This window comes from Pseudomonas sp. KT_2_4 (genome assembly GCF_041410225.1).
GTDB classification, from domain to species: domain Bacteria; phylum Pseudomonadota; class Gammaproteobacteria; order Pseudomonadales; family Pseudomonadaceae; genus Aquipseudomonas; species Aquipseudomonas paracarnis.
Window position 1 is genome coordinate 1,110,573 of sequence record NZ_CP166962.1, and the last position, 22,913, is coordinate 1,133,485.

Annotated in this window: 18 protein-coding genes; 13 read left to right on the top strand and 5 right to left on the bottom strand. The window is 60.3% G+C overall.

What is annotated here, in order from left to right:
* Window positions 1-190: 190 nt before the first annotated feature.
* From AB9N64_RS04995 to AB9N64_RS05005, 3 genes are all read left to right on the top strand, one after another.
* Window positions 191-712 (top strand): DUF3455 domain-containing protein, encoded by a 522-nt coding sequence (locus AB9N64_RS04995; protein ID WP_014718710.1) that lies wholly within the window; start codon window positions 191-193, stop codon window positions 710-712.
* 86 nt (window positions 713-798) lie between these two features.
* Window positions 799-1,329: a sigma-70 family RNA polymerase sigma factor gene (locus AB9N64_RS05000; RefSeq protein ID WP_014718711.1), complete on the top strand. Its 531-nt coding sequence runs from the start codon at window positions 799-801 to the stop codon at window positions 1,327-1,329.
* Window positions 1,326-2,000: an anti-sigma factor domain-containing protein gene (locus AB9N64_RS05005; RefSeq protein WP_019816857.1), complete on the top strand. Its 675-nt coding sequence runs from the start codon at window positions 1,326-1,328 to the stop codon at window positions 1,998-2,000. Before AB9N64_RS05000 ends, AB9N64_RS05005 begins: the two co-directional genes overlap by 4 nt.
* On the opposite strand, the gene AB9N64_RS05010 is transcribed toward AB9N64_RS05005, so the two are convergent.
* Window positions 2,001-3,302, bottom strand: coding sequence for an ATP-binding protein (locus AB9N64_RS05010; RefSeq protein WP_019816856.1), 1,302 nt, complete (start codon window positions 3,300-3,302; stop codon window positions 2,001-2,003). It lies immediately after the preceding gene.
* Window positions 3,303-3,305: 3 nt separating this feature from the next.
* Entirely contained in the window at window positions 3,306-4,007 is a 702-nt protein-coding gene (locus tag AB9N64_RS05015; RefSeq protein ID WP_003190934.1) for a response regulator transcription factor, read from the bottom strand.
* Between the two features lie 171 nt (window positions 4,008-4,178).
* Here AB9N64_RS05015 and AB9N64_RS05020 point away from each other — a divergent pair, with 171 nt between their 5' ends.
* From AB9N64_RS05020 to AB9N64_RS05040, 5 genes are all read left to right on the top strand, one after another.
* Window positions 4,179-5,321, top strand: coding sequence for an efflux RND transporter periplasmic adaptor subunit (locus tag AB9N64_RS05020; protein ID WP_019816855.1), 1,143 nt, complete (start codon window positions 4,179-4,181; stop codon window positions 5,319-5,321).
* A 6-nt stretch (window positions 5,322-5,327) separates the two neighbouring features.
* Window positions 5,328-8,426: an efflux RND transporter permease subunit gene (locus tag AB9N64_RS05025; RefSeq protein ID WP_060767815.1), complete on the top strand. Its 3,099-nt coding sequence runs from the start codon at window positions 5,328-5,330 to the stop codon at window positions 8,424-8,426.
* 121 nt (window positions 8,427-8,547) lie between these two features.
* On the top strand, window positions 8,548-9,189 hold the full coding sequence (locus AB9N64_RS05030; RefSeq protein WP_060767814.1) for a DUF1345 domain-containing protein: 642 nt from the start codon (window positions 8,548-8,550) through the stop codon (window positions 9,187-9,189).
* A 72-nt stretch (window positions 9,190-9,261) separates the two neighbouring features.
* On the top strand, window positions 9,262-10,101 hold the full coding sequence (locus tag AB9N64_RS05035) for an AraC family transcriptional regulator (RefSeq protein WP_014718717.1): 840 nt from the start codon (window positions 9,262-9,264) through the stop codon (window positions 10,099-10,101).
* Between the two features lie 54 nt (window positions 10,102-10,155).
* Window positions 10,156-10,749, top strand: a complete 594-nt coding sequence (locus AB9N64_RS05040; RefSeq protein WP_014718718.1) for a LysE family translocator — start codon at window positions 10,156-10,158, stop codon at window positions 10,747-10,749.
* A 52-nt stretch (window positions 10,750-10,801) separates the two neighbouring features.
* Here AB9N64_RS05040 and AB9N64_RS05045 read toward each other — a convergent pair whose 3' ends face one another.
* The 3 genes from AB9N64_RS05045 to AB9N64_RS05055 form a co-directional block, all read right to left on the bottom strand.
* Entirely contained in the window at window positions 10,802-13,066 is a 2,265-nt protein-coding gene (locus AB9N64_RS05045; RefSeq protein ID WP_032872146.1) for an autotransporter outer membrane beta-barrel domain-containing protein, read from the bottom strand.
* 232 nt (window positions 13,067-13,298) lie between these two features.
* Window positions 13,299-15,371, bottom strand: coding sequence for a hypothetical protein (locus AB9N64_RS05050; RefSeq protein WP_259639091.1), 2,073 nt, complete (start codon window positions 15,369-15,371; stop codon window positions 13,299-13,301).
* Window positions 15,372-15,511: 140 nt separating this feature from the next.
* A complete protein-coding gene (locus tag AB9N64_RS05055) occupies window positions 15,512-17,488 on the bottom strand; it encodes a hypothetical protein (protein WP_073453618.1) in 1,977 nt (658 codons plus the stop codon).
* Between the two features lie 248 nt (window positions 17,489-17,736).
* On the opposite strand from AB9N64_RS05055, the gene AB9N64_RS05060 reads away from it, so the two are divergent.
* The 5 genes from AB9N64_RS05060 (at window position 17,737) to AB9N64_RS05080 (ending at window position 22,911) form a co-directional block, all read left to right on the top strand.
* Window positions 17,737-18,798 (top strand): LacI family DNA-binding transcriptional regulator, encoded by a 1,062-nt coding sequence (locus AB9N64_RS05060; protein WP_019816850.1) that lies wholly within the window; start codon window positions 17,737-17,739, stop codon window positions 18,796-18,798.
* An 84-nt stretch (window positions 18,799-18,882) separates the two neighbouring features.
* Complete coding sequence (locus AB9N64_RS05065; protein ID WP_072434070.1) at window positions 18,883-19,665, top strand: sugar phosphate isomerase/epimerase; 783 nt, start codon at window positions 18,883-18,885, stop codon at window positions 19,663-19,665.
* Window positions 19,658-20,599 (top strand): sugar kinase, encoded by a 942-nt coding sequence (locus AB9N64_RS05070; protein ID WP_014718724.1) that lies wholly within the window; start codon window positions 19,658-19,660, stop codon window positions 20,597-20,599. The genes AB9N64_RS05065 and AB9N64_RS05070 overlap by 8 nt, the downstream gene beginning before the upstream one ends.
* 45 nt (window positions 20,600-20,644) lie before the next feature.
* Window positions 20,645-21,937: an MFS transporter gene (locus tag AB9N64_RS05075; protein ID WP_014718725.1), complete on the top strand. Its 1,293-nt coding sequence runs from the start codon at window positions 20,645-20,647 to the stop codon at window positions 21,935-21,937.
* Window positions 21,934-22,911 carry an NAD(P)-dependent oxidoreductase gene (locus AB9N64_RS05080; RefSeq protein WP_072434067.1) on the top strand — a complete coding sequence of 326 codons (978 nt, stop codon included), beginning with the start codon at window positions 21,934-21,936 and terminating at the stop codon, window positions 22,909-22,911. The genes AB9N64_RS05075 and AB9N64_RS05080 overlap by 4 nt, the downstream gene beginning before the upstream one ends.
* Window positions 22,912-22,913: the final 2 nt, after the last annotated feature.

Below are 22,913 nucleotides of genomic sequence, written 5' to 3' on the forward strand. Positions count from 1 at the left end.
CAGCTACCCGCGGCCTTATAAATTTCTGGCCGCAGGATAGCGATTTTTCTTATAACCACTTATACCGATGCGATCTGAGTTTATGCCTTTTTGGAAACTCCAATTTTTTTGCACAAAACTGCATCCAATGGTCGGGCCTGGGCCGTAGTCATCAACGTAACCCTGCTGTTCTACCCAATGGAGAAACACCATGAACGCAAAAACACTGCTGTGCCTGTCCAGCTTGCTCCTCGCCGCACCGTCGGCGTTTGCCCAGGCGGGCCTGCCGGACAGCATCAAGGTGCCCGATGGCCACAAGGTAGCGATGCACACCACCGGGGTCGGCGAAATCACCTATGAATGCCGCGACAAGGCCAACGCTGCCGGCCAGACCGAGTGGACCTTCGTCGGCCCTAAAGCCGTGTTGAACGACCGTAATGGCCAGCAGGTCGGCACCTACTTCGGCCCACCCGCCACGTGGCAGGCCAAGGACGGCTCGACCATCACCGGCACGCAATTGGCCGTGGCGCCGTCGAGCCCCGGCAACCTGCCCTATCAACTGGTCAAGGCCAATCCAGCCGAGGGCAAAGGTGCAATGAGTGGCGTGGTGTATATCCAGCGGGTTGCGCTCAAAGGCGGGGTCGCTCCGGCTGCGCCCTGCACCACGGCGAACAAAGGCGCCAAGGAAATGGTGAAATACCAGGCGGACTACCTCTTCTGGGCCGCCAACTGAGCAAACTCAGCTACGCTGGCCAGGTAGGCGCGAGCAACCTCGCGCCTACCACGCGTAGACGTCTCCTCAGTGGCAGGAATTCTGGTTTGGCTGAACTCATCTTTGATTATCAAGTGTGCCTGTTAGCCTGCGCCCGCGGCGATCATCGCGCCCTGCACCAGCTCTATGAGCAGGACAGCAGCCGCTTGCTCGGTGTGGCGCTGCGCATTACCCGCAACAAGGCACTGGCCGAGGACATCGTGCATGACGCCTTTATCAAGATCTGGCACGGCGCACACAGTTTCGACCCCCTGCGAGGCTCCGCACGGGGTTGGGTGTTCAGCGTGACCCGCCACCTGGCCCTGGACGTGGTACGCAGCGCCGGGCGTGACGTGCCATTGGACGATCAGTACGAGCCGCTGGCAGAGCCGGCCCAGTCCATTGAGTTTGCTGCTCGCTCCGGGCAGATCCACCAGTGCCTGGAACGGCTCGACCCGACGCGTCGCACCTGCATTCTGCACGCGTATGTGGACGGTTACTCCCACAGCGAAATCGCGCAAAAACTCAGTACCCCGCTGGGCACGGTCAAAGCCTGGATCAAACGCAGCCTCGCCGCCTTGCGCGAGTGCATGGCATGAACGACAGCCTGGATGAACTGGCCAGTGAATACGTGCTGGGGACCCTGCCCGCCGAACAGCGCGCTGAGGTACAACAACGCCTGGCCCATGATGTGGCACTGCGCGCAGCGGTGGATGCCTGGGAGCAGCGTCTGTTGCCTCTGGTGGCGCTGGCGCAACCGGTGCCGCCTTCGGCACAGCTGTGGCGGCGCATTGAACGCCGCATCAAAATCGCCGAAACGGGCGTGGCGTGGTGGAACCTGCTGGCGTTCTGGCGCGGGCTTTCTGCCGTCGGCCTGATGGCAAGCGTGGTGCTGGCGGCTTTATTACTGGCGCGCCCGCCCATGACCGCACCCAGCTTCGTGGTGGTGCTGATGGCGCCACAAAGCCAGGCACCGGGCTGGGTGGTGCAGGCCAGTGATAATCGGCAGATCCAGTTGATCCCATTGGGGGGGATGGAGATTCCCGCAGACAAAGCCCTGGAGTTCTGGACCAAGGCCGATGGCTGGCAGGGTCCCATATCCCTGGGCCTGGTCAAGCCTGGGCAGACCTTGTCGGTGCCCCTGGACAAACTGCCGCCGCTGGCGCCGAACCAGTTGTTTGAACTGACGCTGGAAGGGCCCAATGGCTCGCCTACCGGCAAACCCACCGGGCCGATTCACGGGATCGGCCGAGCAGTCAAAGTACTTTGATCACGAAAGGTTAGGCAGCCACACACGAAACCGCGCCCCACCCAGGGGCGACGCCAAGGCCGTCAAGGTGCCGCCCTGGGCCTCCAGGGCGCGCCGGCTGATCGCCAGGCCCAGGCCAAAGCCGCCGGTTGCGCGGTCGCGGCTGCGGTCGAGGCGGTAGAACGGCTCGAAGATGCGCTCGCGCTGGTCAGCCGGTATGCCGATGCCATCGTCGTCCACCCAGATTTCACAGCCTTTGGGGCATACGCGCACGCCCACCTGGATGCGCTTGTCGCAGTAGCGCGTCGCATTGCGCAGCAGGTTCTGCAAGGCTCGGGCAGTCAGACGCGGGTCGAGGCTGAAGCGCTCAACGGCACAATCAAGCGCCACATCGATGACGATCTCGGGGTTTTCCAACTCATCGTCGACGCTGCCCAACACGCTGTCGATAAACTCGTCGAGCGCTACCTCTACCCGCTCGGGCAATTGCGCCGGGTTTTGCAGGCGGCTGTAAGACAGCAATTCCAGCACCAATTCATCCAACTCCCGAATATGCGCCACCAGGCTTTGCAGACGCTCGCGGCTGGCCAGGGGCAAGTCTTCGGAAAGCGCCAGGGCCAGCCCGAAATCCAGGCGGGTAAGCGGCGTGCGCAGTTCATGGGAGACAGCATTGAGCAAGTCGCGCTGCTGGTTCAAGAGATGCTCGATATCGTCGGCCATGGTGTCGAACACCGCCGCCAGGCCGCCGATGCTGGAGCTGGGTGCAAGCCCCGTACGGGCCTCCAAGTGGCCCTTACCCAATAGCGCGGCGGTACTTTTCAGACGTTCCAGGTCACGCCAGTGCGGACGTAGCCACACCAGCAGGCACGCCAACAAGGCGGCGCCGACCAGCACGTTCATCGACCAGTACAGCAGGTTCATGTCCAACGGGTCTGGCGGTACGGTCAGCTTGACCGCGAACTGCTGGTTGATCGGCGAACTGATTTCCTCCATCCAGCCCCACTCGCCCAGGCGGATCACCGGTTTGCCTTGCTCCAGTAACTGTTCTTCCTCAGGGGTGTAGCGGGCGTCCTGGCGCAGCAACAGTTGCACTTTCAACGGTGCAAAATCGCGGCTCAACTGGTCGGTCACCTGGGACCAGCGCTCCACCGGTGCGCGCTGGTACTGCTTGACCATGAGTTTTTGCAGGCCGCGGGACTGTTCGATGTTGTAGTTCATGTAGCGGTGTTCGAACAGCTGGATCACCAGCTTGGGAATCAGGTAAATCGCCGCACTGTAGGTGACGATGGTGATCAGGTAGAGGCGCAGCAGTACGCGAAACATGGTTCAGCATTCCCACTCGGAACGGCTGAACAGATACCCCTTGCCCCACACCGTCTTGATCTTGCGCGCCTCGCCCGCATGGTCGTCGAACTTGCGCCGCAGCTTGGAGATGGCCACGTCCACCGAACGGTCGGTACCGTTGAACTCGATACCGCGCAGGCGTTGCAGGATCTGATCGCGGCTGAGCACTTCGCCGGCATGCCGGGCCAGCACCACCAACAGGTTGTATTCTCCGCTGGACAGCTCCACCGCCTGTTCGCGCCAGGTCACGGTGCGCTCGGACAAGTCGATGCACAGGTTGCCCATGACGATCTGGTCGCTGGCCACCTGGGGTTCGGACAGGCTGCTGCGCCGCAGCAATGTGCGCACCCGGGCCAGCAATACGCGCGGCTCGCAGGGTTTGGTCACGTAGTCGTCGGCGCCCATCTCAAGGCCCAGAACCTGGTCGTGGCTGTCATCGCGGGCGGTCAGCATCAGGATCGGCAGGCCCGCAGAATCGGCGCGCAGCAAGCGGCACACCTGCAGGCCGTCGAGGCCCGGCAACATCAGGTCGAGGATCACCAGGTCCGGCGGGTTCAGGCGTGCACGTTCGCGTACATGATCGCCACGGCTGAGCACGCTGACGTGGTAGCCATTGCGTTCCAGGTAGCTGGCAATCAGCTCGGAGAGTGCGGCGTCGTCTTCCACCAGGAGGATGTTGGGCATGGTGTTTCCAAATAATGCTGTTTGTTGGTGTGTTGCAGGATTGTGCAAGGATATACGCCCCCGACGCCACGTGCGCCGTACCTTACACTTCTTCACAGACCCGCTACACAGCTTCACAGCACCACGGCGCAGGTGCCTCTAGGATGCGCCAGTCAATATTGGGATAAGAGCATGTCGAAGAATCTATTTGCGCCGTTTTGCCTGTTGGCCCTCACACTGGCGCTGAGCGCGTGTGGTCAGTCGGCAGACGAGGCGCCACAAATGCCCCTGGCCAAAGTGCGGATCGAAACCCTGCAGGCCAAGCCCCTCTCTATTACCAGCGAACTGAGCGGGCGCATCGCCGCACCGCGTATCGCCGAAGTACGCGCCCGGGTCGCCGGGGTGGTCATGCAGCGGGTGTTTAACGAAGGCCACGACGTCAAGCAAGGCGACGTATTGTTCCGTATTGACCCGGCGCCGTTCAAGGCCGACCTGGACAGTGCCCTGGCCAACCTGAGCAAGGCCGAGGCCAATGCGTTCCAGGCGCGCCTGCAAGAGCAGCGCTACAGCCAATTGGTCGAAGGCAACGCCATCAGCGGCCAGGAGTACGACAACGCCCGCGCCGCCCTGCGCCAGACCAACGCCGAAGTGGCCGCCAACAAGGCCGCCGTCGAGCGTGCCCGGCTGAACCTGGGCTATGCCACCGTGACCGCACCGATTTCCGGGCGCATTGGTCGCGCCCTGGTGACCGAAGGCGCGCTGGTCGGCCAGAACGAAGCCACGCCGCTGGCGATTATCCAGCAACTGGACCCGATCCACGCCGACCTCACTCAGTCCACCCGTGAGCTGAACGACCTGCGCCGCGCCTTTCGTGCCGGCAGCTTGAAGCAGGTCGGCCAGGACCAGGCCAAGGCCACCTTGATCCAGGACGACGGTAGCCTGTACCCCTTGCCGGGTAAATTGCTCTTCGCCGATATCAGCGTCGATCCGGGCACCGGGCAGATCATCCTGCGCAGCGAGTTCCCCAACCCGGACCTCGACCTGTTGCCCGGCAGCTTTGTGCGGGTGCGCGTGGAACAGGCCGTCGACAAGCAAGGCCTCAGTGTGCCGCAACGCGCCATCACCCGTGACAGCGCCGGTATCCCGATGGTGTTGCTGCTGGACGCCGAGCAGACCGTCAGCCAGCAGCCGGTGGAGTTGGGTGCAGTGGTCGACAATCGCTGGATCGTCACCAGTGGCCTCAAACCCGGCGACCGCATCATCGTCGAGGGCGTGCAACACGCACGCCCCGGTGAAAAAGTTGAAGTGGACGACAGCCCGCTCGTAAAGGAATAACCCGTCATGCCGCAGTTCTTTATTGACCGCCCGATCTTCGCCTGGGTGGTGGCCCTGTTTATCCTGCTGGCGGGCTTCCTGGCGATCCCGCAATTGCCGGTGGCGCAGTACCCCAACGTCGCGCCACCCAAGGTGGAAATCTACGCGGTGTACCCCGGCGCCTCGGCCCAGACCCTGGATGAGAGCGTGGTCAGCCTGATCGAGCAAGAGCTCAACGGCGCCGATCACCTGCTGTATTTCGAATCCCAGAGCAGCCTGGGCTCGGCGACCATTACCGCCACGTTCCAGCCGGGCACCGACCCGGAAATGGCCCAGGTGGATGTGCAGAACCGCCTCAAGGTCGTCGAGCCGCGCCTGCCCCAGGCCGTGACTCAGCAAGGCTTGCAAGTGGAAAAAGTCTCCGCTGGCTTCCTGCTGCTGGTCACATTGACCTCCAATGACGGCAAGCTCGATGACGTCGCGCTCAGTGATTACCTGGCGCGCAACGTGATGAACGAGCTCAAGCGCCTGGACGGGGTCGGCAAGGCCCAGTTGTATGGCGCCGAGCGAGCGATGCGTATCTGGATCGACCCGCAGAAGCTGATCGGTTTCAACCTCACGCCGGCCGACGTCAACGCCGCGATCAGCGCCCAGAACGCCCAGGTCTCAGCGGGCAGCATCGGTGACTTGCCGGGCACCCACACCCAGGAGATCACCGCGGCGGTGCTGGTCAAGGGGCAACTGTCCACCCCGGCCGAATTCGCTGACATCGTGCTCAAGGCCAACCCCGACGGCTCCACCGTGCGCATCGGCGATGTGGCACGGGTGGAAGTCGGCAGCCAGGAATACCAGTTCTCCACGCGTCTGAACGGCAAGCCGTCTACCGCCGTCAGCGTGCAACTGTCGCCCGGCGCTAATGCCTTGAGCACCGCAACGCTGGTGCGGGCGAAAATGGACGAGTTGTCACGCTACTTCCCTGCCAATGTGGAATACAAGATTCCCTACGACACCTCGCCCTTTGTCAAAGTCTCGATCACCAAGGTGGTCTACACCTTGCTGGAGGCGATGGCGCTGGTGTTCGCGGTGATGTTTCTGTTCCTGCAGAACGTGCGCTACACCTTGATTCCCACGCTGGTAGTGCCAATTGCGCTGATGGGCACCTTCGCCACCATGTTGCTGCTGGGCTTCTCGATCAACGTATTGACGATGTTCGGCATGGTGCTGGCCATCGGTATCCTGGTGGACGATGCCATCGTGGTGGTGGAAAACGTCGAGCGCATCATGGCCACCGAGGGCCTGTCGCCCAAGGAAGCGACGAAGAAAGCCATGGGCCAAATCACCGGAGCCATCATCGGTATCACCCTGGTGCTGGTGGCGGTGTTTCTGCCGATGGCCTTCATGCCGGGTTCGGTGGGGGTGATCTACCAGCAGTTCTCGCTGTCGATGGCCACCTCGATTCTGTTCTCGGCGTTCCTGGCCCTGACCTTGACCCCGGCGCTGTGCGCCACGCTGCTCAAGCCGATTGCCAAGGGCGAGCATCATGCCAAGGGTGGTTTCTTCGGCTGGTTCAACCAGCGCTTTGAGCACCTCACCAACCGTTATGAAGGTTGGGTGGCCTATGCCCTCAAGCGCAGCGGCCGCTATTTGCTGATCTACCTGGTCTTGCTGGTGGGCATGGGGCTGTTGTTCAGCCGTTTGCCCTCCTCGTTCCTGCCGGTGGAAGACCAGGGCTACACCATCACCGATATCCAGTTGCCACCGGGCGCCAGCAAGAACCGTACGGTGCAGGTGGCCGAACAGATCGAGGCGCATAACGCCGGCGAGCCTGGGGTGGGTGATACCACCATGATCATGGGCTTCAGCTTCTCGGGTTCCGGGCAGAACGCGGCGCTGGCGTTTACCACGCTCAAGGATTGGTCAGAGCGTGGCAGTGATGACTCCGCTTCCTCGATTGCCGATCGCGCCAACATGGCCTTCAGCGAACTCAAGGACGCGATTGCCTACGCGGTTCTGCCGCCGCCGGTAGACGGCCTGGGCACTTCCAGCGGTTTTGAGTTCCGTTTGCAGGACCGTGGTGGCGTTGGCCATGCGGGGTTGATGGCTGCGCGTACTGAACTGCTGGACGCTGCAGCGAAAAGCCCGATCCTGGCCAACGTGCGTGAAAGCGCCCTGGCCGAAGCACCGCAAGTGCAGCTGGAAGTGGACCGCAAGCAGGCCAACGCCTTGGGCGTTTCGTTTGCCGACGTGGGCAACGTGCTGTCCTCCGCGATTGGTTCGGCGTATATCAACGACTTCCCCAACCAGGGCCGCATGCAGCGCGTGGTGGTACAGGCCGAAGGCGACCAGCGCAGCCAGGTGGCCGACCTGATGAAGATCCACGTGCGCAACAACGCCGGGAAAATGGTGCCGCTGTCAGCCTTTGTCGAAGCCAAGTGGACCCAGGGCCCAACGCAGTTGACCCGTTACAACGGCTACCCGGCCATCGCCATCAGCGGCGAAGCGGCGCCGGGGCACAGCACGGGCGAGGCCATGAACGAAATCCAGCGCCTGGTCAGCCAGTTGCCTGCCGGGCTGGGCCAGGAATGGACGGGCTTGTCGTTGCAGGAGCGCTTGTCCGGCTCCCAGGCACCGTTGCTGTTGGGCCTGTCGCTGCTGATCGTGTTCCTGTGCCTGGCCGCGCTGTATGAAAGCTGGTCGATCCCCACCTCGGTGTTGCTGGTGGTGCCGCTTGGGGTGCTGGGCGCGGTGTTAGCCGTGTCGCTACGCGGGATGCCTAACGATGTGTTCTTCAAGGTCGGCCTGATCACCATCATCGGCCTGTCGGCGAAGAACGCGATCCTGATCATCGAGTTCGCCAAGGACCTGTATGACCAGGGCGAGGATTTGATCGACGCCACCTTGAAGGCGGCGCGGTTGCGCCTGCGACCGATCATCATGACCTCGATGGCGTTTATCCTCGGCGTGGTGCCATTGGCAATTGCCACCGGGGCCAGTTCGGCCAGCCAGCAGGCGATTGGTACCGGTGTGATTGGCGGGATGATCACAGCGACATTGGCGGTGGTGTTTGTGCCGGTGTTCTTCGTGGTGGTGATGAAGCTGGTGCGCAAGCGCCATAAAGCAAACTGATCAACGCCGCAGCCAAATGTGGGAGCTGGCTTGCCAACTCCCACAGGGTTATTGATTGCATTCATGATCAGGTACACCCGAATAAGCTATGGTGCTCACACATAGTTCTTTGTGAGGCACCATGCCCTTCCTCGCCCGCACCCACCCTCGCCTCTCATCCGCCGCCTTACTCGGCCTTGCCGTCGGCCTCCTGGTGCCGGCCGACACCCTCGCCAGTAAAATCCTGATCGGCTGGAACGCCGGGGTCTGGACCTACCTGATACTGATGCTGTGGCTGACCATTCGCGCCAAGGCCGAGGACGTCAAGCGCATCGCCGAAATCGAAGACGAGAACGCCGGCCTGGTGCTGTTCATGGTATGTATCGCCGCCATCGCCAGCTTGGCGACCATTACCTTCGAACTGGTCGGCAGCAAGGACCTGGCCACCTCCGAGCGCCTGCTGCACTACGGTTTCACCGGGCTGACGGTGATCGGCTCCTGGCTATTGATCGGGGTGATTTTCAGCGTGCACTACGCCAGGCTCTATTACACCTGGCCAGGCAAGGAGCCCGCCTTGCGTTTTGCCGAAGGCTTGCTCACGCCCAACTACTGGGATTTCCTGTACTTTTCCTTCACCATCGGCGTAGCGGTACAAACCTCGGATGTGGGCGTCGCCACCCGTAGCCTGCGCAAGGTGGTACTGGGGCAGTCGTTGATCGGTTTTTTGTTCAACACCGCCATTCTGGGCTTTTCGATCAACATCGCCGCCGGGTTGTTTGGCTAGACTGCACAAACCTTCTAGACGCCCACTGAGGCGTCGCCGCTAATAACCCTTCACTTTCCGCCTCGGTGTTGTATGCCTGCGCACAATTGGATCGACTTGTCCCAGGACGCCGACACCGGCATCGAGACCCTGCGCGCGCATTTCGAAGGCCATGCGTATGACCCCCATTGGCACGACAGCTACCTGGTGGGCGTCACCGAACAAGGCGTACAGCAATTCAACTGTCGGCGCATGCGCCATGACAGCGTGCCGGGGCAGGTATTCCTGCTGGAGCCAGGGGAGCTCCACGACGGCAATGCTCCGACGGTCGACGGCTTCACTTACCGCATGCTCTACCTCGACCCGCAGTGGCTGGAACGGGAAATCGCCAGTGTCTTCGAGGAAGCACCCGCCCATCATCAGCTGAGTTTCGCCCGCACCTTGGCCAGCGATCCACGCCTGGCCCTGGCCACCAGCCAGGCGTTTGAGAGTTTGCACCACGGCGAACTGCGGATCGTGCGGCAAAGCGCTCTGGATCAGTTATTGGAACGCCTCACAGGCCAGCTTTACTGGCGCATGCGCTACCGCGATGACCCGCGCTTGCCGCAGGTGGCGCACAAGGCGCGGGAATACCTGCACGCCCATCTGCATCAGGACGTCGGCATGGATGAACTCGCCCTGACCTGCGGCGTCGACCGCTTTCGCCTGAGCCGCGCGTTCAAGAGTGCCTTCGGCCTGCCGCCCCACGCTTATCTGGTGCAACTGCGCCTGGCCCGTGCCCGGTATCTATTGGCCAAGGGCGATCAACCGGCAGACGTGGCGATGGCCCTGGGTTTCGCCGATCAAAGTCATTTGGGCCGCTGGTTCATGCGGGCTTATGGGCTGACACCGGCCGCGTACCGCAAGCGCTGCACAAATCTTCCAGACCGGTAACGCCCGGGCTTGTGAAGATGGTCGCTCTAAATGAGCCCGCCGGAGTCACCCGCCATGCTGTCCACCTTCGTGCCTTTCATGCTGTTCGCCTTTGTCGCCTCCATCACCCCCGGCCCGACCAATATCCTGGTGCTCAGCAACAGCGCCCGTTACGGTTTCAAGGCTGCGCTGCCAATCATCATTGGGGCTTGCGTGGGGGCATCGGGGATTGTGCTGCTGGTGGGTTGCGGTGTGGGTCAGTCATTGGTGCAACTGCCCAACGTGCAAACGGCGATGCAGTGGGCCGGTGTGGCTTGGCTGAGTTACCTGGCCTGGCAGATCTTCAGGGCGCCAGCCCAGGCCATCAATGCCGATGACACGCAAAAACCCTTGGGCCTGTTGGGCGCCGCGGCCCTGCAATTGATCAACCCCAAAACCTGGATGATGGCACTGGCGGTGGTCAGTGTGTTCGCTGGCCAGGGTGGGCAGCGCCAGGTGGTGTACCTGTCCCTGATGTTTTTCCTGATCGCCTTGCCCTGCCTCGGCGCCTGGGCTTTATTGGGTGCCGGGTCTAGCCGCCTGTTGCGCTCCCCCAGGACCGTAGGCGCATTCAACCGAGTCATGGCCTTGCTGCTGTTGGGCTCAGCCTGGCTGAGTGTGCTGATCTGAAGGCGAAAAAAAGGGGAAGCCTAAGCCTCCCCTGTTCGGGTGGATGGATGAATTAAAAGTCGTAACGCACGCCGAAGTTGACACCCCATGGCTGGTCGACGGTTTTACCACGTGTATGCTCGAGGTCCGCATGCAGCTTGACGTTCTGAGTCACCGACATCGCCACACCACCGGCCATTTCAATGCGCGAACCGAATACATCGTTGTTGAAGCGCTCGCCGTTTACCGTGACCTTATTGTTGTGGTTGAACTCATGGGCCAACGCAGTACGCAAGTACGGTTGCAACACACCACCGCTGTCCAACTGGATATTCTTGCCCACCGTGACGCCAGCCTTGCCCACGACCGAGGCCGAACGGTCACCTTTGGCGTGCAGGCCATTGTCCAGGTCATAACTCTGGGCCTGGGTGATCGCAGCGTTGAGTTGCCCGTAGGGTTCTACGAAGTAGCCGTCATCCAGTTTGATATGCCGACCCACTTCCACCGAAGCCCCCACCGCGTTCTGGGTGTAGTTGCCCTTGGCTTTTTTGCCGTCGCTCATGCTCACGTTGACTTCGTTGTGCAAGCGGTTGAGCTTGACCACACCGTCGAAATACAGGCCGCTCTCGTCATCGAGCCACGTGGCATAACCGCCCAGGTAGTAGCTGTCGACTGTACCGCCACCGGAGCGGTTGAGGTCGATATCGGAGGTGCTGTGACCGGCCATCACACCGGCCACCCACTGCCCATCGCCGCCGTACAGCGGTGTGTCGATACCCAAGGTAAAGCCGCGCTGGTTCTGCGTGTAGCCGCCACCATCCTGATTGCCGCTGACCTCGTACTTGTTGCCGTAGCCGCGCATCCAGAAACCTTCGTTGTTGCCCTGGCTGAAGCGCAGCTCACCCATGCGGGTACGCAACAAAGTCATCTCGCCGTACAACACTGTGGGCGAGGTGTTGAACAACGCCATCACCGCTTTGGTGCTGTTGCTGGTGCCGCGCCGGTTAGGGTCCAGGTACCAATCGGTGTCTTCCTGCTTGAGCCCGTAACTGTAGGCACCTGCGTCAACCGTTCCGCCGACCAGGGCGAACTGTGCATCACCGCCCTCGGTGCTCACCACGCGAATCGGCTCGGCCGTGGCCAACTCCGACCCCGTGGCCGCCAGCAACAGGCTGTGGTTACCTTCGGCGATGCCATTAACGGCGAGCAAGTCGGTCTGGCCGCTGCCAAAGTCGGTATGCATCACGAACGTGCCTTCGCCCGACAGGCTGTCGACATCCAACCGGTAGAACTCATCAGGCCCACCAAAATGCACGCTGCCGCCCGCCATTTTCAGGTCACCGACTTCGCTGTCACCCACCAGCGCCCAGTGGGAGGCGTTGTTCACGCTTAACTCAGCTACGTTTTTCAACTGGCCGGTCAACCCCGAGCCGTTGTTGAGCTGCAACTTCGCGGTGCTGCCCTCCTCGACCACGACGTCACCGAACAAGGTACTGCCGTCGACATTCATGTTGGCGAAGGAGCCACCGGTGACTTCGAGGATATTGCCGTTGCCGCCCTTGAGGGTCGCACCGTTGCGCACATCTATAGTTGCATTAGCCGGTGTACCCGCCTTCGAGCTTTCGACCAGAATGGCTGCGCCCGCTTTTCCTTCCACGTATGAGCCATCAAGGATCAATGCAGCTGGCACGTCGGGGCTGCGGTCCATATCCAGCCGCACGCCATTGAGCTCACCGGTGATGGAGCTATCGATCGCAATGGCTTGACCGAACAGATACAGACCCACGCCATTTTCGCCAGTGCCTGCAACGTCGGTTTGGTAGAGGGCCAACGCGCTGTTACCACCCACACTGACGCCACGCGTGGTGCCGGTGATGCTGCTGTTGAATACAGAGGCAATTGCCCCCTCGTCACTGCCGATCGGACGAGAAACGACCAGGCCAACGCCATTGCTGTGGGTAAGTGTGCTGTTCTTGAGCGACAGCGTCCCGCCACTCATGAACACTGCTGCCGGCTGTGTCGCCCGCGCAGTGATCTCGGCGCCATCAATATTCACGTTCGAATTGAATGCCGTGATGTCTTGAGTTTTGCTGCCCGGATTAACGGTCAAGTTGGCAGACTGGGCACGGATTTGTTTGGTAGTGGCCCCTTCCACGGTGAGACCCGAGCCGGGCCTGAGCTCGAAACTGTCAGGTGGAGGGCCTGGCCGAACTGTTTCATTCGGGCCCGTAACCACGCGGGCTTCGGCCACACTTGACATAAGAACTGCTAATGAAACCGCGTTGGCCTTCAAGGCAAAACTCAACGGCTTGAGCTTAAAATTAAACATTGACGACATCGAAAAACCCTCTGGGTTTGGCATTCCTATTGAAGAAATTGGCCGGTACCTAAGAGCGTGGAACCCTGCCAATCAAGCGGTGCCAAAGTTATCCAGAGTTGTTCCCTATTTATGTAGGATTAATCTTAATACCCCCGAATCAATCTCGATGCGCACGGTGAGAACAAATAAGTTGTCCCTCTATGAACCCTGGGAGCAGCGTGGCTGCTCCCAGGCTGTTTTCGCAACCACGTCAAATCGCTGCGGGTACCGGCGTGTCGTCGCAGTAGGTGGGGGAGGAGCCGGTTTTGACCGAGCGTGCCCGATGCAAAGCGTCGCTCGATGTTAAAGGCCCTGTTGGCAGTTGGATGGTGTAGTTGATCCTTGCTGCCCCCTGGAGCCGTAGGCCTACGTGTGTATGAATCGTCTTCATGAGGGTGGAGAAAGGCGCGTCTAGGGTCACCAAAAACCCCTGCGCGATCATGGAGGCGGTCAACGGAGGGGAGTCTTTGAACCCTACGGATGCAAGCACTGGGTTCGTGCCATCATTATCACTGTAGCCTTGCCAGTTCACCCGGACCACCATGGTCGGCTCAAACAAGTCCGACGGAGGAATACGAACAGTGATACGTCCGTCCATATTCAAAGGCCTGAAGGTAGTACAGTTGATCACGCCTGGATCACCGCCAATTAAATCCAGGTCCTGGACCTCGGGCATGACAAGGGCCTGGACATTGGCCTGTACGTCCACCGAGGTCACCTCAGACTGCTGCCGATTCGTACCGAGGCCCGCGTCGATTGTGTAATGCACCTGTTTCATAGGCGGTGCATTACCGTGCTTGGCGATCAGCGCCCACGGAATCTGCAGCGGCGGGGTGACCGGGGCGCCGGCAACCCCGCCCGTTATCTGGCGAGTGGCGGCGAGTTCACCCTCGTACCACAGCCGGATGAAAAAATCCTCGGCGTCAGGGGTTGGGGCCTCATCCCACAACGTGATATGGGCATTGGCGGGCCGATTGGCGTGCTCCGGCAATAGCTCGTTGTCAGCGCCCTCCACGCCAGCGGCATTTACCCCCTTGATCACCACCGGATCCAGATCGGTGTTCGTCAGGTCCGGAGGATCGGTAGGAGTCGGTCCGACCACGTGCAGATTCAAATTGATGATCGTCGACGGCGCAGCAGGATACGTGACGGATCGACGGCGGATGACGTAAGTGACCGTCAACAGCTCGTCACCTGTCAACGCGCCATAGAGAATTTGCAAAATATGAAGTGGAACAACAATGGGCACTGGAAAGCTCGTACCGTTGCCCAATGCCGTACCCTCGATGGTTTCGGTACGGACGCTGGTCGACAGTATGACGTCAATGACATCACCGTCATTGCCCCGCTGCGGATGGTCATAAGCGGGAATTCTTACAATCATTCCCAGGTCAATGGAGGCGTCAATCCGGTCGAAGCGGTTATCTCCCGGAAACGCCCTGCCGATCAAGGGCTGCTTCAGATTAGCCGGTGCAGGTTGCAAGGCCACATCCAACCGCAAGGAGGAGGAAAGCTGGCTGGGATTGCCCGCGGCGTCCAGTAACTGATATCGAAGCGTGTTAAACGCGTCCGGTCCAGCCGAAACAACACCCTTGGGCAACGGGAACCTAAGGTCCGTCACCGGCCAATCCACCTCGGTAGAGGGAGGATCAGGAGCATATGGGGTATCGGAACCGCCGTAGAACGCCCTCAGCCTGTCACCCGGCGCACGCCCGTGGAGAACATAATCTGGAATTGAAAAAAACAACCGATCATTGGGAGCAGCTGGAAAATCGGCCTCGTCAATGGGCAGTGTCAAGCCTGCCGGTAGGGTAGGCGCTGGCGGAAGACTCGGAGATGATGCGTACGGTGCATCAGTATCGACAATCAAACGCATCTCGGTCGATTCGCTCAAGTTATCCGCACGTCTGATATACACCTCGTACTTGATATCCCAGTGACCTGGCGGACGCCTGCCTCGGGCGATATTTGCAGTTGCATAGGCTTGTGGCAGTGTTGCATCGAAATTAAAAGTGAACGTTAGGAACGGTTCTCCATACTCCGCATCATCTACCGGCTTTATAAACACTCTCACGATATCCTGATCGCCACCACTGTCGCTGTAGTCTTGCCATCGTGGCATTCGCAGTTCCAAATATTCGGACAACGCCTGTTCCCGAGAAAGCAATCCTGGAAAACCTGGAACAAAATCAACTTCTGGCGGATCCAACTGTGAGAAAACAACTGTCGACGGGCTAACAGCAGAGTTTAATCTGGCAAAATAATCACGCGTTTTTTTATTCATCATCGTTCTCCATTAGTGACAATATGGGCGACGAACAACTGCGAAAAATATTCGTTTAACCCTATTCGTTTAGTACAGCCATTTGCCGGCTAGAAGCACCTGTGCCCGCCGCTCATTTCAGACGCCCTGCACCGATGTCATCAACTTTTCTTTATCAGGGTGGGCACGCCGTCACTTGAACACTGAATAATGTCGCCTGCCTGGCAGTAACCACCTGCGGGATAAGCCAGGTCAACTCTGAAGCGCCGCAGGATGGATTCGCCGATTTTGCGCCCACCACGCCACACCTCATACCACGCGACAGCAGTACTCTCCTGGCGCAGCGAATACACCACTGGATCGAAAGGCGTCACTGTAAAGTCCAACCCATTGACCAAGTCCGCCGGCGTATCAAATGTCTTGCCTTGAGTAAATCGACTGTCCTCTACCACGGGGTCATCCCAGCCGTTATTGTTATAGCCATGGGTAAAAAATCGAACTTCATCGTTCAAATCAAAATCGCCATGAGCGACAACTTTCCAACTCACGCCGGCGAATATCTCTGGGGATGAGCAACAGGTGAGAAACGTACCCGTGCTACCCACCAGCGTGTGCTGAATAATCGGAGTAGGAAAGCTGAGCAGCGGCCCGGTATGAACATCGACTTCAGTATGTCGGGACTGTTGCTGGTTAATCCCATTATCGGTGGTGTAATGCACAGGCAACGAAGCGTTAATAGTGCCCTCCATCACCGCCCATGGAATAACACTGGAGAATACTAATTGGCCGGCGACTTCCCCGACTTGAACTGTCTTGGTAGCCACAGGCCCTATACCATTCCAAAAGAATCTCAATACCTGGCCTGGCTGTGGGTCGTCATAGAGAAACACCCGGGCACGGGCGCCTACATCCTTGTCGCGAAGGTCAACCAGATTGGCCTCATCTGACACCAGGCCACGTACTTCAGCCAACGGTAGATCGGGGTTTAGCAGTGCGGGCGCACCCGCATGGTCTTGCCCGGCAACCGTGAAATCCTGGCTGATACGACGCCGGTATGACGGGTAGATCGTCAGACCGCGGATGATTTCGTAACGTATCCGGATCTCTTCTGCCACCAGGACTGGGGATGGCCCCCGCATAGTGGCCCAGGGAACCGGTACCTGTGTTACGACGCCGTCGAACACCGGCACATCTGCGAGCGGCCGCTCGTCCCAAAAAGCCCGGGCGTGATCTCCGGCGGCCCAATTGATATAGGGGTCAATCAGCAGCACCACCGCGGCCCGGGCGTCGTCGCGCTTGATGATATTGTCATCGTAGGCCGGCGGCATGATAGTGGGTGCAGGCAGCGGTACATCTGGACCTGCTATCAGATCGAGTGAAAACGGTAAACCGGCACTACGCGTACTGAAATTCCCGGCCTCGTCGAACACTTGATAAAAGATATAGGCTGGGCCGTTATTCAGGCGACGAAACGCAGCCGCTGGCAACTCACAGACCAGAGGGTCTGAAACATCTACCAGTACATAGTCGCCGTCCGGCGCAGCAGCAGCTGGGTTCGGACTATTGGATAGCACCATTTCGATACGATCATTTCGCTCACGCCCCCGATAAGGCGGAATATTGAAGCGCACCGGGTCATTGCTCGCCAAATAGGCTTCATCAACACCTGTGACGGGTGGATTCACGAAGCTGAGTTGGTCATCAGGCCGGAGCAATTCCGGGGATTCCAAATCAATGGTCAACGTGACCTTTGGATCAAGCTCGCTGCGTTGTCCCTCGGAATCGATCACGCGATAAAACAGTTTCACAGTGCCTGAACGCTCTCTGAGCATGGCTAATGGCACGTGCATTGGCACAAACGCAGGCAGAGGTGGAGGTGGGGCATCGATAAGCTTCAGATCAGCCTGCCTTTCAATACCGTCTCGCTCCCAGAGAAGTTGCACCCGGTGGGGTGTATCCAATGGTTCAGGCGCCGGGAGCCACATAGGTATCCTGACCAACAGAGGCGCAAGAGTCAGTGAGACCGGTACGAGACCGTTTGGGTCAAGAGGATCGACACCTGGGATGTCCATCGGGTCTAGCGCAAGTACACCGCCACTGGTCGCTTCAGGAAGGTGACTCACTTTTGAGATGGACATGTTCTTTCCTCTTTTAATTTTAACGGCGGGTTCACAGAACCGTCCTCCCCCGTCAAGTTATGGAAAAGTAAACGCCAAACCGTCCTTTCTGGGTACTGTCAGATCTAACAGGTTGCGAGTGCCATTCGTCAGTTGTCTCGAGCTTGCCGCGTCTGAATGTCGAAGATTAACTTGACGGTTTCTTATACTTGGTGTTTTCTGAAACCGGTTTCAGCGTCTCTCCCAACTCCAATAAGAAAGGCTTTAGCGTGACTCCATTCTCCGCCGCCCAGCGCAGCCGCGTGACCATGCAGGACGTCGCCCAGCGCGCCGGAGTATCCAAAGCCAGCGTGTCGCGCTTTATCGGCGATGACCGCGCCCTGCTCTCCGATGCCATCGCCCTGCGCATCGAACAGGCCATCGACGAACTCGGTTATCGCCCCAACCAGATGGCCCGCGGCCTCAAACGTGGACGCACGCGCCTGATCGGTATGCTGGTGGCTGATATCCGCAACCCTTATTCCATCGCGGTGATGCACGGCGTCGAAACCGCCTGCCGCCAGCACGGCTACAGCCTGGTGGTGTGCAACACCGACCGCGATGACGAGCAGGAGCGCCAACATCTGGCCGCGCTGCGCTCGTACAACATCGAAGGCTTGATCGTGAACACCCTGGGCCATCACCTCGACCAACTGCTCGAACTGCAACGGGAAATGCCCCTGGTGCTGGTGGACCGCAAGGTCGAACCGCTGCACAGCGACCTGGTCGGCCTGGATAACCCGGCGGCGGTGCGCATGGCGGTGGAACACCTGGAGCAACAGGGTTACCGCGACGTGCTGCTGGTAAGCGAGACCACCGATGGCACCAGTTCACGTTTGGAGCGTCTGGAGAGTTTCAACACCGAAATTGCCAAGCGCCCGGCGTTGAAAGGTGCCGTGGTGGAACTGGACGGTGAACTGGAAAACCGTCTGCAAGCCTTTCTCGCCAAACCCGGCCCCAAGGCATTGTTTTGCGCCAACGGCGTGGCAGCACTGGCCTGCACCCGTGCACTCAAGGCCCTGGGTTGCGAGCTGTTCGGCGACGTGGGCTTGATCGCCCTGGATGACCTGGACTGGTACCCGCTGGTAGGTAGCGGCATCACCGCCCTCGCCCAACCGACGCAAGCAATTGGCGCCAGCGCCTTTGACTGTTTGCTCAAGCGCCTGCGCGGCGATACCGCCCCCACGCGCACCCTGGATTTTTTACCGGAGCTGATTATCCGTGGCTCGACACACTCCCCTGTGGGAGCGGGCTTGCTCGCGAACGCGATAGATCAGCCACTCTTGCGCTGACTGACACACCGCCTTCGCGAGCAAGCCCGCTCCCACATTTTGTTTTGCGTATAAAAATGAAACCGGTTTCAGAGGTAAACAACAATGCATAAATACCCCGTCTCCATCAGCCTTTCCAGCTACGGCGCCGACCTGGTTCGCCAGCAGGGCCAATTGAGTTTTGTCGCGCTGCTGAGCGCCGCTGGTGCCCAGCGCATTGAATGGCGCGAAGAATTGCTCACCACCGAGCAACCGGCCGAGCTGGCCCTGGCCGCTGCAGAACAAGGCCTGGAATCAGTATTTTCCTCGCCCTTGGAGCTGTGGGTCGCCGGCCGTGCCCAGCCCAATGCCGAGCTGGCCGCCACGCTGGACCGCGCCCAGGCCTTTGGCTCGGGCTGGCTGAAGGTCTCGCTCGGTTACTTCACCGACACAAACGACCTGGAAAGCCTGCACGCCCTGCTCAACCGCCACCCGGTCAAGCTGCTGGTGGAAAACGACCAGACCCTGCACGGTGGGCGCATTGAACCGATGCAACGGTTTTTCACTGAAGTCGAACGTCTCGGCCTGCCGGTGAAAATGACCTTCGACATCGGCAACTGGCAGTGGCAAGACCAATCCGCGCTCACCGCCGCGCGGTTGCTGGGTCGGCATGTGGATTACCTGCACTGCAAGGCCGTGGCCCGCCGCGCCGATGGCAGGCTCGTCGCCTTGCCGCCGGGCGCCACCGACGTGCATCTGTGGGAACAACTGCTCAAACACATGACTCAAGGTATTACCCGCGCGGTGGAATTTCCGTTGCAGGGCGATGACCTGATCGAGGTCACCGCACAACAGGTTGCGACCCTGGCCCGCCTTGGCCAACCCCATGTGGAGAACGCCCATGTCTGAGATCGATATCCTCTCGTTTGGCGAAACCATGGCGATGTTTGTCGCCGAACAGACCGGCGACCTGGCCCAGGTCGGGCAGTTTCACAAACGCATTGCCGGCGCCGACAGCAACGTCGCCATCGGCCTGTCGCGCCTGGGGTTCAACGTGGCCTGGCTGAGCCGCGTGGGCAACGATTCCCTCGGACGTTTTGTGGTCGATACCCTGACCAAAGAGGGGCTCGATTGCCGCCATGTGGCCGTCGACCCGCTGCACCCTACCGGCTTTCAACTCAAATCCCGGGAAGAGGCCGGCGCAGATCCTCAAGTGGAGTACTTTCGCAGAGGCTCGGCGGCCAGCCACTTGTCCATCGAGGCCATCCACCCAACGCTGCTGCAAGCCCGCCATCTACACGCCACCGGCATTCCACCAGCACTGTCCGATGCCACTCGCGCACTGTCGTTCGAGCTGATGGCGCAAATGCGCAAGGCCGGGCGCAGTGTGTCGTTCGACCCGAACCTGCGCCCGTCCCTGTGGGCCAGCCAGGCGCAGATGATCCGCGAGATCAATGCGCTTGCCGCTTTGGCCGACTGGGTCCTGCCGGGCCTGGGCGAAGGTCGCCTGCTCACTGGTTTCGACGACCCGCAAGACATCGCCGCGTTCTATCTCGACCAGGGCGCCGAAGCCGTGGCGATCAAACTCGGCTCGGAGGGCGCCTATTACCGCACTCATATGGACCAGGGTTTTGTCGCCGCCGTACCGGTAGCCAAGGTGGTGGATACCGTGGGTGCCGGCGATGGCTTTGCCGTGGGCATGATCAGCGCCCTGCTGGAAAACTCAAGCTTCCCCGAGGCGGTCCAGCGCGCTAACTGGATCGGCAGCCGCGCTGTGCAGAGCCGTGGCGACATGGAGGGTTTGCCGACCCGCGCCGAATTACCCACTCGATCCGTTGCGTGACCCATTACCTGTTGCCACAACTACAACAAGCTCAGGAGCAACCCCATGGAAACCGTGAAACTCGCCACCCGTCGCTGGTGGTACATCATGCCTATCGTGTTTATCACCTACAGCCTGGCCTATCTGGACCGCGCCAACTACGGCTTCGCCGCCGCCTCCGGGATGGCCGAGGACCTGATGATCACGCCGGGCATGTCCTCCCTGCTCGGCGCGCTGTTTTTCCTCGGCTACTTTTTCTTCCAGGTGCCGGGGGCGATCTATGCGCAAAAGCGCAGCGTCAAGAAACTGATCTTCGTCAGCCTGATTCTGTGGGGCGGCTTGGCGACGCTGACCGGCGTGGTGTCCAACGCCTACATGCTGATCGTCATCCGCTTCATGCTCGGGGTGGTCGAGGCGGCCGTGATGCCGGCCATGCTGGTGTACCTGTGCCACTGGTTCACCCGTGCCGAACGCTCGCGGGCCAACACTTTCTTGATCCTCGGCAACCCGGTGACCATGCTGTGGATGTCGGTGGTGTCGGGCTACCTGGTGCAGCATTTCAGCTGGCGCTGGATGTTCATCATCGAGGGCCTGCCGGCGGTGTTGTGGGCGTTTATCTGGTGGAAGCTGGCCGATGAGCGTCCCAAGGATGCCAAGTGGCTGAGCGATGCCGAAAAGCACAGCCTGGAAACCGCCCTCGCCGCCGAGCAGGTGGGGATCAAGGCCGTGAAGAACTACGCCGAGGCGTTCCGTTCGCCCAAGGTGATCATTCTCGCCCTGCAGTTTTTTTGCTGGAGCATTGGCGTGTATGGCTTCGTACTGTGGCTGCCATCGATCCTCAAGGCCGGTTTGCAGATGGACATGGTCGAAGCCGGCTGGCTCTCGGCCCTGCCCTATCTGGCGGCGGTGATTGGCATGCTCGTGGTGTCCTGGGGTTCGGACAAGCTGCAGAAACGTAAGCGTTTTGTCTGGCCGCCGCTATTGATTGCGTCGATTGCCTTCTACGCGTCCTACGTGCTGGGCGCCGAACACTTCTGGTGGTCCTACACCCTGCTGGTGATCGCCGGGGCCTGCATGTATGCACCCTACGGCCCGTTTTTCGCCATCGTCCCGGAAATCCTGCCGGCCAACGTCGCCGGTGGCGCCATGGCACTGATCAACAGCATGGGCGCCTTGGGCTCGTTCGGTGGCTCGTATCTGGTGGGTTACCTCAACAGCAGCACCGGCTCGCCCGGCGCTTCGTACCTGCTGATGAGCGGCGCGCTGCTGCTTTCGGTGGTGCTGACGATTTTCCTCAAGCCCGGCGCCAGTGACCGCTCGCCGGCGCCAACCCTGGAGTTGAAGGTAAAGACCTCATGAAAAAGTCCGTTGTGTTGTACAAGAAACTGTCCGCGCCGCTGATGGCCCGCCTGCATGAGCAGGCCGAGGTCACGCTGATTGATGCACTGGATGAGACCGGCCTGGCCAAACTGCGCGATGCACTGCCCACTGCCCATGGCCTGTTGGGTGCAAGCCTGCGCCTGGACGCCCGATTGCTCGACCTGGCACCCAAGCTGGAAGCAGTAGCCAGCGTCTCGGTGGGCGTCGACAACTACGATATCGATTACCTGACCCAACGCGGCATCCTGCTCAGCAACACCCCGGATGTGCTCACCGAAACCACCGCCGACACCGGCTTTGCGCTGATCCTGGCTACCGCCCGGCGCGTGGTGGAACTGGCCGACATGGTACGCGCCGGGCAATGGAACAAAAACATCGGCCCGGCGCATTTTGGCAGTGATGTACATGGCAAGACCCTCGGCATCATCGGCATGGGCCGCATCGGCGAAGCCCTGGCCCAGCGCGGGCATTTTGGCTTCGGCATGCCGGTGATCTACCACAGCCATTCGCCCAAGCCGGCGGTTGAAGCGCGCTTTGGCGCGCAGTACCGAAGCCTCAAGGACTTGCTCAAAGAAGCGGATTTTGTCTGCCTGACGTTGCCGTTGACCGCTGAGACCGAGAAGTTGATTGGCGCCGAGGAGTTTGCGCTGATGGGGCCAGAGACGATCTTTATCAATATCTCCCGAGGCAAGGTGGTGGATGAGGCAGCACTGGTGCAAGCATTGCAGCAACGCACTATCCGCGCGGCGGGGTTGGACGTGTTTGAGAAGGAGCCGCTGGATCACGCATCGCCGTTGTTGCGGTTGAACAATGTGGTGGCTACGCCGCATATCGGCTCGGCCACCCATGAGACGCGGGAGGCGATGGCCAAGTGTGCGGTGGATAATCTGTTGGCGGCACTGGCTGGCGAAAAGCCGGTAAACCTGGTGAATCCAGGGGCATGGCGGCACTGACA